Origin of the sequence: Pseudomonas sp. MWU347, assembly GCF_017947305.1 — a bacterium.
Taxonomy (GTDB): Bacteria; Pseudomonadota; Gammaproteobacteria; order Pseudomonadales; family Pseudomonadaceae; genus Aquipseudomonas; species Aquipseudomonas putida_A.
On sequence record NZ_JAFGZB010000016.1, the window covers coordinates 79,794 to 96,144 of the forward strand.

14 protein-coding genes, 4 tRNA genes and 1 pseudogene are annotated in these 16,351 nt (G+C 58.4%); 14 read left to right on the plus strand and 5 right to left on the minus strand.

What is annotated here, in order from left to right:
• The first annotated feature begins 53 nt into the window (after positions 1 to 53).
• From KCG87_RS27550 to KCG87_RS26175, 4 genes are all read left to right on the plus strand, one after another.
• Complete coding sequence (locus KCG87_RS27550; protein ID WP_246881846.1) at positions 54 to 1,994, plus strand: membrane-associated oxidoreductase; 1,941 nt, start codon at positions 54 to 56, stop codon at positions 1,992 to 1,994.
• 7 nt (positions 1,995 to 2,001) lie between these two features.
• Positions 2,002 to 2,313: a cupin gene (locus tag KCG87_RS26165; RefSeq protein WP_097087529.1), complete on the plus strand. Its 312-nt coding sequence runs from the start codon at positions 2,002 to 2,004 to the stop codon at positions 2,311 to 2,313.
• 105 nt (positions 2,314 to 2,418) lie between these two features.
• On the plus strand, positions 2,419 to 3,588 hold the full coding sequence (locus KCG87_RS26170; protein ID WP_135295261.1) for a TDT family transporter: 1,170 nt from the start codon (positions 2,419 to 2,421) through the stop codon (positions 3,586 to 3,588).
• Positions 3,589 to 3,667: 79 nt separating this feature from the next.
• Complete coding sequence (locus KCG87_RS26175) at positions 3,668 to 5,542, plus strand: MFS transporter (RefSeq protein ID WP_134785804.1); 1,875 nt, start codon at positions 3,668 to 3,670, stop codon at positions 5,540 to 5,542.
• 99 nt (positions 5,543 to 5,641) lie between these two features.
• Here KCG87_RS26175 and sugE read toward each other — a convergent pair whose 3' ends face one another.
• From sugE to rdgC, 3 genes are all read right to left on the minus strand, one after another.
• Positions 5,642 to 5,956 carry a quaternary ammonium compound efflux SMR transporter SugE gene (sugE, locus tag KCG87_RS26180; protein WP_003223093.1) on the minus strand — a complete coding sequence of 105 codons (315 nt, stop codon included), beginning with the start codon at positions 5,954 to 5,956 and terminating at the stop codon, positions 5,642 to 5,644.
• A 119-nt stretch (positions 5,957 to 6,075) separates the two neighbouring features.
• A complete protein-coding gene (locus KCG87_RS26185; protein WP_135295263.1) occupies positions 6,076 to 7,041 on the minus strand; it encodes a bile acid:sodium symporter family protein in 966 nt (321 codons plus the stop codon).
• Positions 7,042 to 7,187: 146 nt separating this feature from the next.
• A complete protein-coding gene (gene rdgC / locus KCG87_RS26190; RefSeq protein WP_003223096.1) occupies positions 7,188 to 8,108 on the minus strand; it encodes a recombination-associated protein RdgC in 921 nt (306 codons plus the stop codon).
• 159 nt (positions 8,109 to 8,267) lie between these two features.
• Between rdgC and KCG87_RS26195 the strand changes: the two genes are divergently transcribed.
• From KCG87_RS26195 to KCG87_RS26210, 4 genes are all read left to right on the plus strand, one after another.
• Positions 8,268 to 8,343: transfer RNA gene (locus KCG87_RS26195), tRNA-Val, on the plus strand.
• Between the two features lie 19 nt (positions 8,344 to 8,362).
• Positions 8,363 to 8,439: transfer RNA gene (locus tag KCG87_RS26200), tRNA-Asp, on the plus strand.
• Positions 8,440 to 8,639: 200 nt separating this feature from the next.
• Positions 8,640 to 8,715: transfer RNA gene (locus KCG87_RS26205), tRNA-Val, on the plus strand.
• A gap of 19 nt (positions 8,716 to 8,734) precedes the next feature.
• Positions 8,735 to 8,811 (plus strand) — tRNA-Asp (locus tag KCG87_RS26210).
• 218 nt (positions 8,812 to 9,029) lie between these two features.
• On the opposite strand, the gene KCG87_RS26215 is transcribed toward KCG87_RS26210, so the two are convergent.
• Together KCG87_RS26215 and KCG87_RS26220 are read right to left on the minus strand one after the other, a co-directional pair.
• Positions 9,030 to 10,166 (minus strand): catalase family protein, encoded by a 1,137-nt coding sequence (locus KCG87_RS26215; RefSeq protein ID WP_177416208.1) that lies wholly within the window; start codon positions 10,164 to 10,166, stop codon positions 9,030 to 9,032.
• Positions 10,167 to 10,192: 26 nt separating this feature from the next.
• Entirely contained in the window at positions 10,193 to 12,001 is a 1,809-nt protein-coding gene (locus KCG87_RS26220) for a di-heme-cytochrome C peroxidase (RefSeq protein WP_210559128.1), read from the minus strand.
• A 270-nt stretch (positions 12,002 to 12,271) separates the two neighbouring features.
• Between KCG87_RS26220 and KCG87_RS26225 the strand changes: the two genes are divergently transcribed.
• The 6 genes and pseudogenes from KCG87_RS26225 to KCG87_RS26250 all read left to right on the plus strand — a co-directional run.
• Positions 12,272 to 12,988, plus strand: coding sequence for an FKBP-type peptidyl-prolyl cis-trans isomerase (locus tag KCG87_RS26225; protein WP_007966725.1), 717 nt, complete (start codon positions 12,272 to 12,274; stop codon positions 12,986 to 12,988).
• Positions 12,989 to 13,282: 294 nt separating this feature from the next.
• Positions 13,283 to 13,738: a YkvA family protein gene (locus KCG87_RS26230; protein WP_027613367.1), complete on the plus strand. Its 456-nt coding sequence runs from the start codon at positions 13,283 to 13,285 to the stop codon at positions 13,736 to 13,738.
• 112 nt (positions 13,739 to 13,850) lie between these two features.
• Entirely contained in the window at positions 13,851 to 14,192 is a 342-nt protein-coding gene (locus tag KCG87_RS26235; protein ID WP_098967902.1) for a helix-turn-helix transcriptional regulator, read from the plus strand.
• Complete coding sequence (locus tag KCG87_RS26240) at positions 14,189 to 14,560, plus strand: hypothetical protein (RefSeq protein WP_003223109.1); 372 nt, start codon at positions 14,189 to 14,191, stop codon at positions 14,558 to 14,560. The genes KCG87_RS26235 and KCG87_RS26240 overlap by 4 nt, the downstream gene beginning before the upstream one ends.
• Positions 14,561 to 14,959, plus strand: a complete 399-nt coding sequence (locus KCG87_RS26245; protein ID WP_098967903.1) for a sel1 repeat family protein — start codon at positions 14,561 to 14,563, stop codon at positions 14,957 to 14,959.
• A 246-nt stretch (positions 14,960 to 15,205) separates the two neighbouring features.
• Positions 15,206 to 16,351 (plus strand): annotated as a pseudogene (locus tag KCG87_RS26250) (type IV secretion protein Rhs); the annotation flags it as partial.

The window sequence follows — 16,351 nt, forward strand, 5'->3', positions numbered from 1 at the left end:
GTTCACTACCATGCGAACCATTATTCGCAGTGAAATGATTTGAGTGAACGAGAATGGATGAAATCGGCGAATTGCTGGGACGCTTGCAGAATGGCAAGGGTGGATTACGTCCTGCTGAGAAGCGCTTGCTGGATTGCTTCAAGCGGGGAGTGATTGCCACCATCACTGACGAGCTCCCCGTCTCGTCGACTGCGGAGAATGTTGTACGAGCAACTTTCCTGCGCGCTCTGATCCTGACGTATTCCAAAGGAGCATTTCTTGGGGAGAATCTTTACCTGCAAGGTGCCTTTATCGAAGGGCCACTTTTTTTAGCGGGCATTTGCGTGACCACCCCGGTCACTTTTAAGAATTGTTTGTTTGAACGGGACCTCAATGTCCGAGGCGCCAGCTTTGAACGTATGCTCAAATTTGAAGGTTGCTCGCTCAAATCTTTTTTAGGTGAACGAATTGTTGTCAATGACAGCCTGGTCTTTTCATCAACTTCTACCAATGGTCTTGTCGAACTCGGCTCGGCCCGAATTGCCGCCAGGCTGGTTTGTTTAGGTTCACAATTTGATGGTGGGGGGGAGTCGTGCCTGGATGCCTCTTTTGCCGAAATACGTACGGGTGTTTATCTTAATGGCGGCTTTTCTGCAAAGGGCTTGGTACGTTTCAGGTCTGCCGTAATTGGCGGGCAATTCAATTGCGTAAATGCAAGTTTTACTGTTGATGACGAACAGTCTCTCGACTTGGATTTTGCTTGTATCAATGGTCCTGTCTTTCTCCGGGACGGCTTTACTTCGAAAGGCACTGTTAATTTGCTGGGTGCAAGGATCTCGGGCCAGTTGAGCTGTAGGCGTTCGAAATTTTTTGCGATTGGAAATGCACATGCGATGACCGCTGAGCGCGCTTTTATCAGAGGTAACGCGCTTTTCAGTCAAGACTGTGAAATCCAGGGGCGACTGCAACTAGCTGGTTTGGAGGTCGAAGGAAATGTTGAGTTTGATGGCGCTGCCATACAGGAGCTACGAGCAAATGAGATGAGAGTGAAAGGGAGGCTCGATTTGCGCGACCTCAAGTCCGCTCCCAAGCAAATCTCGTTTTTAGGAACCAGCGTCGCGACCATCAATGACGATCTTGCTTCATGGGGAGAGCGCCCGATTCTCAATGGTTTTATCTACGACTCTGTGGATGTGCATAAACCGATGCCAGTCAGTGAGCGCATGACATGGTTGAAAAAGCAGAAAGCCTGTCTGGAAAAAGACGAGACGTCACCGATGACATTCAAAGAGCATTTTCGTCCTCAGCCCTGGCGCCAATTGCAGCAAGTACTTGAATCTACTGGCCATACCGAAGAAGCCAAAGAGGTGGGTATTGAGTATGAGCAGTGCTTGCGTGAATCTGGTCGCATTGGTCAGTCACCGAGTACCTGGTCCCCGTCTTTTCGAAAGCTTTACGCCGCCTCCGCGAAGTTCTTGCACTTTCTTTATGGTTATCTGACTGGCTTCGGCTACCGTCCGATGCTACTGCTGCCATGGTTCGCACTGGTTTGGGGATTTTGCACATTGGTCTACTGGAGTGCCGCCAGTTTCGGAGTATTTGCTCCCAGTAATCCCCTGATTTTTCAAAACGAAGCTTATGACACCTGTCGTCCGGACCGGGAGCAGGTGTGGCTCAAAAAGAGTAGTTATCGCACGCCGGCAGAGCTGCCAGATGCGTTCAAGGGATCGGGTAATTGGTATTTATGTGAGAAGCTGCGTGAAGAATATACCGGGTTCAGTCCGATCGCATTCTCACTAGATCTACTACTGCCTCTGGTTGACCTGCACCAGGAAAATGACTGGGCTCCACTGATTGAAACACCAAAAGCCAATCCGGTTTTTGAGTTTTTTAGCTTCTTTATCAGTGGCAAGCGTTGGGTCCGATTTGTGATGTGGTGCGAGATTCTTGCTGGATGGGGCTTCAGCCTGCTGTTTGTCGCTGTGGTTTCTGGTTTGGCACGTCGCAAGGAATAGGACATCGATGAAGATTATCCGCAGCAAGTCGTTCACCGCCGAGCGTGCCTGGGGTGCGCTGGACATTGCCAACATGAACGGCATCACCACGCGCCTGCACTGGACTGATCAGCCTTACAAATGGCACGTCAACGATGGTGAGGAAGTGTTTGTGGTGCTCGATGGTCAGGTGCAGATGCGCTATCGCGAACAGGGTGAAGAAAAGCAGGCGCTGCTTGAGGTCGGGGACATCTTCTACGCCTCAGTCGGTACCGAGCACGTGGCGCATCCGCAGGGCGCGGCGCGGATTCTGGTGATCGAAAGCGAAGGCAGTGTTTGACTGCTTATCTGTAAAGTAGATAACAGATAGAGAAATTACCCGTTATATAGATATTCGATTCGGTTCTACCATGGGCTCAACCTCACCTGAGGAAAGGAGTTCATGATGACTTGCCCCAACACCGCCAAACCTGGCATCAAGCCGTTCAGCCAGCTTCAGCATCCGCGTGAAGTGATCCGTCAATTCACCCCGAACTGGTTCGCCGCGACCATGGGCACCGGCGTGCTGGCCCTGGCGCTGGCGCAATTACCGGTGGCGATTCCCGGGCTGCACGCGGTGGCCGAGGGTTTGTGGCTGTTCAACATTCTGTTGTTCACCTTGTTTACCTTCGCCTATGCCGCGCGCTGGATTTTATTCTTCGATGAAGCGCGGCGGATCTTCGGTCACTCCACTGTTTCGATGTTCTTCGGCACCATTCCCATGGGTTTGGCGACCATCATCAACGGCTTTCTGCTGTTCGGTCTGCCACGCTGGGGCGAGGGCGTAATTCATCTTGCCGAAGTGCTGTGGTGGCTCGACGTGGCGATGTCGCTGGCCTGCGGTGTGTTGATCCCTTACATGATGTTTACCCGCCAGGAACACAGCATCGACCAGATGACCGCGGTCTGGCTGTTGCCGGTGGTGGCGGCGGAAGTGGCGGCGGCCAGCGGCGGCTTGCTCGCTCCGCATCTGGCTGATGCCCACGCGCAACTGGTGGTGCTGACCACCAGCTACGTGCTCTGGGCATTTTCCCTGCCGGTGGCGTTCAGCATTCTGACTATCCTGTTGCTGCGCATGGCCCTGCATAAACTGCCTCACGAAAACATGGCCGCCTCAAGCTGGCTGGCCCTCGGCCCGATCGGTACTGGTGCGTTGGGCATGTTGCTGCTGGGCGCTGATGCACCGGCGATCTTCGCCGCCAACGGCCTGCCGGGCATCGGTGAAATCGCTGCTGGCGTGGGGCTGGTCGCCGGTATCACCCTGTGGGGCTTCGGCTTGTGGTGGATGTTGATGGCGCTGCTGATCACCGCGCGTTACCTGCGTGACGGCATCCCGTTCAACCTCGGCTGGTGGGGTTTTACCTTCCCGCTGGGCGTGTATTCGCTGGCGACCCTCAAGCTCGCCAGCACGCTGAACCTGGGTTTTTTCAGCGTGGTCGGCTGCATGCTGGTGAGCCTGCTGGCGATGATGTGGCTGATCGTCGGTAAACGCACCGTGCAAGGCGCGTGGCGCGGTGAGCTGTTTGTCTCACCTTGTATTGCAGGGTTGAAGAAATATCCTGAAAAGTTTGGGTAAGGTGTGGCCTGGATCGCCGATCGAGATTCCAATAAGCAGATCCAGGCCATTCTCTACCGACCTCAGGGAAACACGGAAGATGAGTCACCCCTCACAGTTCAACCTGCTTCGCACTCGGCGCTTTCTGCCGTTTTTCATCACGCAGTCGCTGGGCGCGTTCAACGACAACGTGTTCAAGCAATCGCTGATCCTCGCCATTCTGTATCGGCTGACCATCGAAGGTGACCGTTCGATCTGGGTCAACCTGTGCGCGCTGCTGTTTATCCTGCCGTTCTTTCTGTTTTCGGCGTTGGCCGGGCAGTTCGGGGAAAAATTCGCCAAGGACGCGTTGATCCGTCTGATCAAACTCGCGGAAATCGCGATCATGGCCGTAGGATCGATCGGTTTCCTGTTCGATCACCTGTCGCTGATGCTGGTGGCGCTGTTTGCCATGGGCACGCATTCGGCGCTGTTCGGGCCGGTGAAGTATTCGATCCTGCCGCAGGCGTTGCGCGAGGATGAACTGGTCGGCGGCAACGGGCTGGTGGAGATGGGCACGTTCCTGGCGATCCTTGCCGGGACCATCGGCGCCGGCATCATCATGTCCTCGACGCACTACGCGCCGCTGGTTTCGACCGCGATTGTCGGGATTGCAGTGCTGGGATATCTCGCCAGTCGCAGCATTCCGCGCGCGGCGGCGGCATCGCCGGAAATGCGCCTGAACTGGAACATCTTCAGCCAGTCCTGGGCCACGCTGAAACTCGGTCTGGGCCAGACGCCTGCGGTGTCGCGTTCGATTGTCGGCAACTCGTGGTTCTGGTTTGTCGGGGCGATTTACCTGACGCAGATCCCGGCCTACGCCAAGGAATGGATGCACGGCGACGAAACCGTGGTGACGCTGATTCTCACGGTGTTTTCAGTAGGCATTGCGCTGGGTTCGATGCTTTGCGAGAAACTCTCCGGGCGCAAGGTCGAGATCGGTCTGGTGCCGTTCGGTTCGTTCGGCCTGACCGTGTTTGGCCTGCTGCTGTGGTGGCATTCCGGTGGAATCCCGGAAAGCGTCAACGGCCACAGCTGGACCGAAGTGCTGGGCTTTGCGCATACCTGGGCGGTGCTGGTCGACATTCTCGGCCTCGGCATTTTTGGCGGTTTCTATATCGTGCCGCTGTACGCGTTGATCCAGTCGCGCACCGCCGAGAACGAGCGGGCGCGGGTGATTGCCGCCAACAACATTCTCAACGCTCTGTTCATGGTGGTGTCGGCGATCGTTTCGATCGTGTTGCTGAGTGTGGTCAAACTGTCGATTCCGCAATTGTTCCTGGTGGTGTCGCTGCTGAACATCGGCGTCAACGCCTACATCTTCAAGATCGTCCCCGAGTTCAGCATGCGTTTCATGATCTGGCTGCTCAGCCATTCCATGTACCGCGTCGAGCACCGCAACCTCGAGGCGATCCCGGACGAGGGCGCGGCGCTGTTGGTGTGCAACCACGTGTCGTTCGTCGATGCGCTACTGATTGGCGGTGCGGTGCGTCGGCCGATTCGCTTTGTCATGTACTACAAAATCTACAACCTGCCGGTGCTGAACTTTATCTTCCGCACGGCGGGGACGATTCCGATTGCCGGACGCAACGAAGACATCCAGATCTACGAAAAAGCCTTCACCCGGATTGCCCAGTATCTGAAGGACGGTGAGCTGGTGTGCATCTTCCCGGAAGGCAAGTTGACCACTGACGGCGAGATCAATGAGTTCAAGGGCGGGCTGACGCGGATTCTCGAAGAAACGCCGGTGCCGGTGATTCCGCTGGCGTTGCAAGGGTTGTGGGGGAGTTTCTTCAGCCGCGATCCGAACAAGGGGCTGTTCAAGCGGTTGTGGTCGCGGGTGACGTTGGTGGCGGGTTCGGCGGTGGCGGTGGAAACTGCGGAACCGGCGAAATTGCAGGGGTTGGTGGGGGCGTTGCGCGGGACTGTCAGGTAGTTGTCACCTGATATGGCCCTATCGCGAGCAGGCTCACTCCTACATTTGAAGCGCGTACCCCTTGTAGGAGTGAGCCTGCTCGCGATAGAGGCCAGTGGCCTAAGCGCTGACCTTGAGACCAATCAACCCGGTAATGATCAACGCCACACTGGCCAGCCGAATCAATGCCATCGACTCGCCAAACAGAATGATCCCGGCAATCACCGTGCCCACGGCACCGACTCCGGTCCAGATCGCATAAGCCGTACCCAGCGGCAATTCCTTCATTGCCAGACCCAGCAGGCCAAGGCTGATGGCCATGGCCGCAACGGTCAGGACGGTGGGGAGCGGGCGGGTGAAGCCGTCGGTGTATTTCAGGCCGACGGCCCAGCCGACTTCGAACAGGCCGGCGAAAAACAGAATGATCCAGGACATAAGAGACCTCCATCGATTGACGGGGCCGTCCCCAGATTGATAACTCGATCGAGCCGCAGGGTCGTCCCCGCGTAGCGCAACAGTCTGCCGAGCATTAATCCGGGGATCAAGTTTCCCGGTCAGTCGGCTGGCTGCTGCGCTAGCGCCTCACGGTCTTCTTTCTCGCTCATGCGCCGGAAGTACGTCGAGAGCAACGCCCCGGAAATGTTGTGCCAGACGCTGAACAACGCGCTCGGCACCGCGGCCAGCGGCGAGAAGTGCGCACTGGCCAAGGCCGCGCCCAACCCCGAGTTCTGCATGCCGACTTCCAGCGCCAGCGACTTGCGCTGCGCCAGTGGCAACTTAAACAGGCGTCCAGTGAAGTAACCCAGCAAGTAGCCGAAGCTGTTGTGCAGCATCACCACGGCCATGATCAGCAGACCGGATTCGGCGATTTTCGCCTGACTGGCGGCCACCACGGCGGTGACGATGATCACGATGCTGACCACCGACACCAGTGGCAACACGTCCACCGCGTGGCGCACCTTGTCGCCGAGCACGCGTTGCGCGACCACGCCGAGCACGATCGGCAGCAGCACCACTTGCAGAATCGACCAGAACAATTCCATGAACGAAACCGGCAACCACGCCGAAGCCAGCAGCCAGATCAGCGCCGGGGTCAGCAACGGGGCGAGGAGGGTGGTGACGGCAGCAATCGCCACCGACAGCGCCAGATCGCCGCGGGCCAGCCAGGTCATGACGTTGGAAGAGGTGCCGCTTGGGCAGCAGCCGACCAGAATCACCCCGACCGCGATTTCCGGCGGCAGGTGGAAGATCTGGCAGAGCAACCACGCCACGCCGGGCATGATCACGAAATGTGCGACCACGCCCAGAGCCACGCGCCACGGATGGCGGGCGACGGCAGCGAAGTCACCGAGTTTGAGGGTCAGGCCCATGCCGAACATCACCAGCCCCAGCAGCGGCACGATCGCGCCCTTGAGGCCGAGAAACCACGCCGGTTGCAGGAACGCGATCACGGCGAAAATCAGAACCCAGTAAGCGAAAGTGTTGCCGACAAAGCGGCTCAGTGCAGCCAGTGCGCGCATGGCCTGTTCCTTATTATTAGTTACACCACAAAACCAATTGTGGGAGCGGGCTTGCTCGCGAAAGCGGCGGGTCAGCCAAGTTAATGTTGAATGACACACCGCTTTCGCGAGCAAGCCTGCTCCCACATTGGGATTTCACAAGGGTTTTAGATCCCCTGCGGAGTCTCTTCACCGCCCAACGCTTCCACCAGCGCCGGCAGGAAGTCGCCGAAGGTCAGCATCATCAGGGTGAAGCTGGCGTCCAGTTGGCCTAGGGCCTCGTCGCCACCGTCCTGTTCCGCCTGATCCTGCAGCAGGTCTTCGAACTTCAGGCGTTTGACGGTCATCTTGTCATCGAGCATGAACGACAGTTTGTCCTGCCAGGCCAGCGACAACTGAGTCACGACTTTACCGGTGCTCAGGTGCAGCTGGATTTCTTCGCTGGTCAGGTCCTGACGCTTGCAACGCACGATGCCGCCGTCTTCGTGGGTATCGCGCAGCTCGCATTCGTCCAGTACGAAGAAGTCCGGGGCGGCTTGCTGGGTGGTGACCCATTCGGTCATCACGGCCGTCGGTGCGGTTTTCACGGTCAGTGGACGCACGGGCAGGGTGCCGAGCACTTCACGCATTGTGGAAAGCAGGTCTTCGGCACGTTTCGGGCTGGCCGAGTTGACCAGGATCAGGCCCTGTTTCGGCGCGATGGCGGCGAAGGTCGACGAGCGACGGATAAAGGCGCGCGGCAGGAACGCCTGGATGATTTCATCCTTGATCTGATCGCGTTCCTTCTTATAGACCTTGCGCATCTGCTCGGCTTCGATCTCTTCGACCTTCTCCTTGACCGCATCGCGCACGACGCTGCCCGGCAGAATGCGTTCTTCTTTACGCGCAGCGATCAGCAGGAAGTCACCGCTGACGTGCACCAGTGGCGCATCTTCGCCTTTGCCGAACGGCGCGACGAAACCGTAGGTGGTCAACTCCTGGCTTGCACATGGACGCGCCAGTTTGGTGGCCAGTGCAGTTTCCAGCGCCTCGGCATCGACAGGCAGGTCTTGGGTCAGGCGATAGATAAGCAGGTTTTTGAACCACATGGGGTGAGTCTCTCCTTTATACAAAGGGGGGCATTATTGTCTTCGCCGGGTCATAGGCCAACCCTTCTCTAAGCCTTTGGAAGGCCTGAGAAAATTAATTAAAAAAGTGCTTGCCAGAGGTTGGGTCGCTCCGTAGAATGCGCGCCACACCGAAGCGAAGGGTGATTAGCTCAGCTGGGAGAGCGTCTGCCTTACAAGCAGAATGTCGGCGGTTCGATCCCGTCATCACCCACCATTCGTTTCAAGTGTTTAGCGCAGCGGTAGTTCAGTCGGTTAGAATACCGGCCTGTCACGCCGGGGGTCGCGGGTTCGAGTCCCGTCCGCTGCGCCATATTCGGTAACCTGGACCACTGAACGCCAGGTCACCACGGAAAAACCCGCTGAAGCGGGTTTTTTTCTGTCTCAAGTTTGTACCTTGTTCCATCGGGTTTGTGTCGTTTCACCGGTTTTCAGATTTTTTTGAAAAAAAACTTCAATTAAATCAACACATTACGAAAACTTGTGGCATAATGCTCCCCGTAACGAAGCGAAGGGTGATTAGCTCAGCTGGGAGAGCGTCTGCCTTACAAGCAGAATGTCGGCGGTTCGATCCCGTCATCACCCACCATTCGTTTCAAGCGTTTCGCGCAGCGGTAGTTCAGTCGGTTAGAATACCGGCCTGTCACGCCGGGGGTCGCGGGTTCGAGTCCCGTCCGCTGCGCCATATTCGGTCACCTGGACCCACTGAACGCCAGGTCACCACAGAAAGCCCGCCTAGTGCGGGCTTTTTGCTGTCTGCGATTTGCGAATTTCTGCAATGCCTGTGTGGCGAGGGGATTTACCCCCGATGGCCTGCGCAGCAGGCCGAAAGTCTTCAAGCTGGGGCTGCTTCGCATCCCATCGGGGATAAATCCCCTCACCACAAATCATCTCCTCGTCTTCTCACTGTTCGGCATTGCGACTGTGCCGATAATCGCTCACCGCCTCATACACCGCTTTGCGCAAGCGGTTGATCCCGCCAATCGGTCGGTGCGCCTCGATACCAAACCACGGATTGAACGACAGGTTGTCGCACGCCAGATTCAATGCCGGCGTGTCAAAGTCCTGCGCAGGCAGGGTGATTCGCGCCACACTTTCGAACGGTGAATCCTGCTCGCGCCACTCGATGCTGGTGTCCTCGATTGGCATGTACTTGTTCGCGTCCTGGCGCTGAATCTGCAGCACAAAACACGCTGGCACCCGATCCGTCGACAGTTGCTGGTTCAAGGCGCTGCGCAGGAAATTCGGCAGGTCGTGGTTTTGTGGGGGCAGGGCATACGCCGGGCAATTGTCCGGATCCGGCGCGACTCGAAACTTCACATTTGCCTCCCCGAATTTGTAGGGCGATACCGAAAAGTACGTGGTCGCCGTCGGGCTGTTCGGTGGCGGCGCCAGGGTCGCCAAGGCGATGAACAGGTGGCGGATCTGCCAGTTGCGCGGATCCCAGCCAGGAAAGAACGCCATCATCTTTTTGCCGTCAGCCTGAGCCGCCACATTCTGACGATACTCGGCGACATCGCTGACAAAGAAATTCGGGTGGCTGAACATCACGAAGTTTTGCTCGCGGCGTTGCTGACGGTCGCCGAGCAATGGTTTGCCGGGCACATCGAGCAGTTTGATTGCCATGCCCCGGGCATCGCGGATGCTGTCGAACTGCGGGTAGGCGTTGCCATTGGACAGGCGAATCATCGCCTGCCAGGTTTTGCCTGGTTCGGTGAAAACACCTTGGCGCAGCGCTGGTGTCAGTTCCGGCAGCACCGTCACTTCGGCTTTCACGCAACCATGGGCCTTGGCATGCGCGTCGCGCAGATAACGGGTGCCTTCACGGTGTTGATCGACGATGCGTACGGCGGTCTGGATCACGTCCTGGGTCATCGCCGCTTCACCGGCGGGAACCTGTTCCTGCGCTGACACCGGGCCTCTGTGTTGCCAGACGAACCATGCGCTCGCGATGGCCCAGCCCAGCAGGCCGATAATCAGCAATGTCAGTAGGGCTTTGCCCAGCAGGCGCCCCAGCCACATCCAGACGCGGGCGAACATCGACGGTCTTTTATACGGGTCGATCCTCATGGCAATTGCGGCTCCAGTGGTCCGCCCAGTACTTTCAGGTATTCCAGCAAGGCCCAGCGCTCCTCTGGTTGCAGCAGTCGGCCGATGACCCCACTGCCGCGCTCGCCGGCGCGGAATTCATGACCGCTGTTGTGGTTGCCGCTAATCCGCGTGTCGAACAGGAAACCATTGGTAAAGGCTTCGGTGCGATACCCCAGATGGCGCGGGTCGTATTCGAACGAACCTTTATAGAACGTCGTGGCGCGCTCATCCTGCGGTGACAGCAGTTGATAAAGGCTCGGTACTGAACCGTTGTGCAGAAACGGCGCGGTGGCCCAGATACCGGCCAACGGCCTGGCCTTGTAGGCGACCTTTTCGCGTACGCCGATCGGCAGTCCGAAGCCGTCGAGTTGGGGTTTTTCCTGCGGGGTGACGCCGGCCTCGCGATAGGCGCGGTTCTCGACGAACGCGGTGACGTAGGCCAGGCCCTTGGCCACCGAGAGCTGGCTCAAATCCAGTGGTTCGGTGGGCGTCGGATGCAACTTCACATCCATCTGCTCCAACTCCTTCAGGTCCCATTGCAGCGGCGTCAGGTCGAAACGGTGGTTGGCTATGTTGGTCGCCGCATTCGGATCGGTACCGATTACCTCCACCGGCAGCAGGTGCAAATGCTGCACCCAGCGTTCGCCCTCCTGGGTCTTGCGCGGCACGTGGCAACCGGCGCAGTTCTCGGCAAACAGCGCGCGGCCCTTGGCAGCCAGTGGTTTGTCCACCGCACCCAAGACATCTTCCGGCCAGGCGGGTGGTTGCAGGTGTTGCAGGGTTTCTTCGATTTTGTGCAGATCACGCACGCGGACACTGGAGGCGTAACGGGCATCGCCCTGCAGCGGCTGGCCATTGCTGTCGAAGAAATTCAACGTGGCGCCGACACCCAGTGCCTCCCCGATGTTGCGCGCCATCGGTTGCTGCGCCGAACCGTTCCACTGCACCCAGTCGAACGTCCACATGTCCCACAGTTGCGGGTAGTCCACCGGTGCGTTGGCCACGCGGTAGTTAGCGGGGGAGATCGCGTCGCCGAAGGTGGCGTTGGCGATGCGGCCGAATGCGTCGGTGCGGCCCGGGCCTTCTTCGGTAGGGTAGAGGCCGCGATGCGTGTCGTTCCAGGCGACTTTGAGGAAGATGTTCAGCGATTGCTTGAAGTCTTTGCGCAGTTGCTCGTGGCGTGTCTCGTAGTCATCGCCCAGAACATTTTTGGCGAAACGCTCGAATTTCCACGGGTTGTAGTAAGTCGCGGCCAGACTCGCGACCAAGGCTTGTCCGAAACTGCCACCGCGCAATGTAGGAACGCTGGAAGGCAAGACATGCTGCGCCGAACCACCGTCAATTCGCACGGCCTGGCCCTTGAAGCGCAATTCGCCAGTGTGGCAGGCGGCGCAGGTGATATCGAGATAATGCTCGGTGCCACCGGGATTCGCGTGGCGGGCGAAGCCGACCGGCAGATTGCCGGGGTTGTTCGACGTGGCTTTCTGCTGTGGATCAACCAGAAAACCGAAGCGTGCGAGGTATTCCGGGGACGCGAAACGCTGCTGAGAGAAGGGCAGTTCCAGCGCCTCGAACCATTCATAGCGCAGGCCTTTGACCTGTGTGCCTTGCGGCGTGAAGTAGTAGGTCTGGCGTTCCTCCTCGCTCCACTGCTGCAGGTAATGCACCTGTTGGGCCGGGATATAGAAGGGCAGTTTCGGGTTGGCGACGTAGTACAGAATCACTGCCAGAGCCAGTCCCAGCAGCACAATGATCAGTGCCAGCACACGGTATAAGAGGCGCAAGATAAACATCCTTGTCGAGTTGTTGCCTTGTTATGCCTCAGCTGTTGCAGGTGCGGCAAGTGGCCATTACGCCAACTGTCGTAGGAAGTCTCATCAGCCCTTGTCAGCTTCAGATGACAGAAGCTTCATCGTCCCTTGGCCCGAATGCGTTTTAATCCCTGAACTTATCGGACATTTCCTGCTCTCATGCCGGTAGCCATTGGTCGTGGCGGCCTGATAAGCTCGCGGCTTTACTCGATTGCCCTTTCGGCGCATGAACAAGGAAATAGCATGAAACAGCATCGGTTGGCGGCGGCGGTAGCCCTGGTTAGCCTGGTCCTCGCGGGTTGTGATTCGCAGACCAGCGTAGAGCTGAAAACCCCGGCGCAAAAAGCTTCCTACGGTATCGGCCTGAACATGGGCAAGAGCCTTGCTCAGGAAGGCATGGATGATCTGGACTCCAAAGCGGTAGCCCAGGGCATCGAAGATGCCGTCGGCAAGAAAGAACAGAAGCTGAAAGACGAAGAACTGGTCGAAGCCTTCGCCGCGCTGCAAAAGCGTGCTGAAGAGCGCATGGCCAAGATGAGCGAAGAGTCGGCAGCCGCCGGCAAGAAATTCCTCGAAGAAAACGGCAAGAAGCCTGGTGTCACCACCACCGCTTCCGGTCTGCAGTACGAAGTGGTCAAGAAAGCCGACGGCCCACAGCCCAAGCCTACCGACGTCGTGACCGTTCACTACACCGGCAAGCTGACTAACGGCACCGTGTTCGACAGCTCTGTTGAACGTGGCAGCCCGATCGATCTGCCGGTCAGCGGTGTGATCCCGGGTTGGGTTGAAGGTCTGCAACTGATGCACGTTGGCGAGAAGTACAAACTGTACATCCCTAGCGATCTGGCTTACGGCGCGCAATCGCCAAGCCCGGCAATCCCGGCCAACTCGGTTCTGGTCTTCGACCTGGAACTGCTGGCCATCAAGGATCCAGCCAAAGAAGACGCCGCCGCCAAGTAATCGGCTGTAGCTTCGAAGACAACGCCTCGCATATGCGGGGCGTTGTTGCATCTGGACGATGCTGGCGGTAAACAGAGCGAACGGATGGCGCTTACAGCAGTCCTAGAGATTGAGGCTGCCAGCGCTAGACGCCCTGAGCCGCCAAGTCAATGAAATATTGGGGTTTTTTATGTGAGTAAAAAACGCCCGATCTGAGCGCGGCCCTTATAAAACGGGGCTTTCAGCGCTGAAATGCAGCTCTGTTCACAAGGTTATCCACAATTTGTGTGGATAACATTTCAACGGGAGAAATAGATGAAAGCGCCGTGGAATTTCGCCCGATTTCTGCCCCTCGCCGGTCGATTGCTGGCGCGTGGGCGTCTGCCGACCCTGTTGTTCGCGGTGGCGAGCAAAGGAGCGGCGCAAGGCAATCGCCTTGGCAAACTCAAGGAAGATCTGCGTTTGCTCCAGGCACTGTGTCTTGCATACTGGCGTGGCGAATACCGAGCGATCAGCCCGAAAGCCATCGTCTCGGTGGTGGCGGGCCTGATGTACTTCCTCAGCCCGGTGGATGCGATTCCGGATTTCATCCCGGTGTTCGGCATGCTCGATGACATCGCCGTTCTGGCTTGGCTGATGAAAACCCTCGACGATGAGCTCAATGCTTTTCGGCTCTGGCGCAACCGCCAGCAGCCGGAAAAACTCGCGGTGGTCGAGCGCCTGCCTGATACTCCCGAGCAACTTCAGCTTCAGGGCCCGAAAAAGCCCTGATTCACTTCGCCTGCAGACAGATAGATACCCCCCGCGACCTTGGCCGCTGTTAGGATTACACTTCTAGGGAAAAGTGCCGACTCGCTAAGTGTTGTTGTCCTACGGGGTAGTCATGGATATTCAGATAATTGCACGCGATGGCGAACCCGAGTATGCGGTTCTGCCATGGGTCCAGTATCAGGCTCTACTGAAAGCAGCAGGCATCAACGAAACACCGCCGCAGCAGGCGCCAGCGCCGGCCGCCGCAACGCCGGACCCGATTCTTCCAGGTCTGGATCAACTACGCAGTTTGCGCGAAGGGAAGGGCATCGCCATTGAGGCGCTGGCCCGCACGGTAGGCATCAGCCCGTCTTATCTGGCCATGATCGAAAGCGGCGAGCGTCAACCTGACGCCGCGATTCGTCGCAGCCTGGCCTGGGAACTGACGGTGCCGGGTTGGAGGGATGAATCGTGAGCGTACGCATCAGTCGTCAACATTGGGACGGATTGCTCGGGGAGCTGGATCAGGCGCGCAGGCAGCGCCATCTGTTGACCTATCGAGCCTTGCTCGAACGTTTGCAACTGCCGACGCCGGCGATGCAGACGCTGACCGCGGCACTTGAGCATCTGGCCGCGCTGGACGCCAAGGCTGAACAGCCGTTGCGCAGTTCGCTGGTGATCAGCCAGGGTGCCAGCCGTTTGCCACGTACCGGTTTCTTTGAGTGTGTCGAGCGTCTGGGGCGCTTTTCCGGGCCCTCTGATGGCGTTGCTGCTGCCTCCTGGCATGCGTCGGAAGTGGTCAGGGTGTTCGAATACGAGTACCCGGAATCGGCGGAGGCCTGAGTGTTCTTACGACTCAAGGCGTCGGCCAGTTACTGGTTGGCCCGCAGGCTGTTTCACTGGTCATGGTTTGTCCGCCAGCCCAGAGGCTGGCGCTGGCTCGAAGGGCAGTTTGCGCGCATGGCCAATCTTGGCGATGTCGGTGCGCAGAGCTTTTATGGGCACATTCTGACGTTTCGCGGGGTTGGCCTGGGTGCCCGCGAAGAGGGTGTGCGGCTGTTGCGTCTGGCGGCGCTCGCCGGCGACGGCAAAGCGGCCTATCAGGTCGGCGTGATCAGCTTGGCCGGTACTCCGAGCAAAGCGCCGGATCCGGCCGAAGCGGCGCGCTGGTGGACCCTGGCCGCCAAGGCCGGTCATCCGTTGGCCGAGCTCAAACTCAAAGAGTTGAGCGCTCGGGATTAAACCCGGTAAATCATTTTGTATCGCTCGATAAACGTGGCGTGAGGGAAACCTCACGCCACGTTTGCGTTTATCGCTATACGTTTTGTAGTAATCGGTCTTTTGCAGATTAGTCCTACAGTAAACGCCTACTCGCCTGACTTCTTTCCTGCTTGATCCCCCGCAAAGTCCCCGCGCCTAATTTTTGCGCGAGGGAACGCTCATGTTTGACCCGGTTTTTCATTCCACCCCGCATCGTCGCGTGCGCTGATGGAAGCCGTCAGCCGCATCGAGCAGGAACTCGACAGCTTCCCCGACACCCTCGACCTCTATCGCCAACAACTTGAGCATTGGTTGAGTCGCGCGGCCGACCAGGTCAGCCACGCGGCGGACCTGCCGTCGCTGATGGGCATGGAGCGGGTTATCCGCTTTGGTGATCGCGTCACCGCGGTCAGCACGGGCGACAGTGAGTTTGCCACCGGCGTCGTGCAGTGCCCGAAAAGCGGGGTGCTGGCGATCGAGAGCAAATTCGAGTCGGTGTACGACATTCCGCTGGGCGACATCGTGGTGGATGTGGTGGCGGTGGGTGATGGCCAAACTTTCCCCGTCGCACTTGATGCGCAAGGCCGGGGAACATTCGCCGGTACGCCAGGCAAGTTCTATCGCGTGCAGGTGCACAGCGACGTTACCCCGGAGCAGATCGGGGCGCTGTTCCAGTCCTACGACGGCTTGACCGGCGAGCTGGATGGCTGGTTGCGCAGCGAGTGGCAGGGGTTCAAGCCGCAGTGGTCGCAGTCGGTGGCGACGGCGGCGGGCAACGGCATGCTCGCCGGGAGCTGGGCGGCGATCGAGGGGGTGTGGGACAGCATCGGCATGCTGTCGGAGATTCTCAAGGATCCAGGCGCATTTGCCGAGCGGCTGGGAAGCGGCGCGGCTGATCTGATTCATCTCGCAGAAGCAGCTCCGGATGTCATGCAGAAACTGCAGTTGCTGGTCAGTGATGAAGCGGCGCTGTGTTTGCTGTTGCGTGCGGCGAGTCTCTGGCTGGAGATGCTGCCGCCCAGCCAGATCGCCGGCAAAACCGCTGAAACGGCGTCGATGATGATCGTGCAGGTGCTGATCGATGTGCTGATCGGCGTTGTGTTGACATTCGTCGGGGCTGGCGCCGGGATCGCTTATCTCACGCTACGCCTGGCGGATCGCGCCGCCCAGTTGCTCTCGGTTGTGAAACGCCTGGTCAAGGCGATGTTCGGCATCGTCAACACGTTCATCCATTACGTCGATCAATACAAAACTGTCGCCGCGCGGGGTATCGCCGCCGGGGTGAAAAAGGGCCGCATGCAATTGCGCTGGGATGCGAAGCGCAATGCCGCCCTGAAGAAAAACGAGCACCACGATAACGCTCCCGATCAAGCG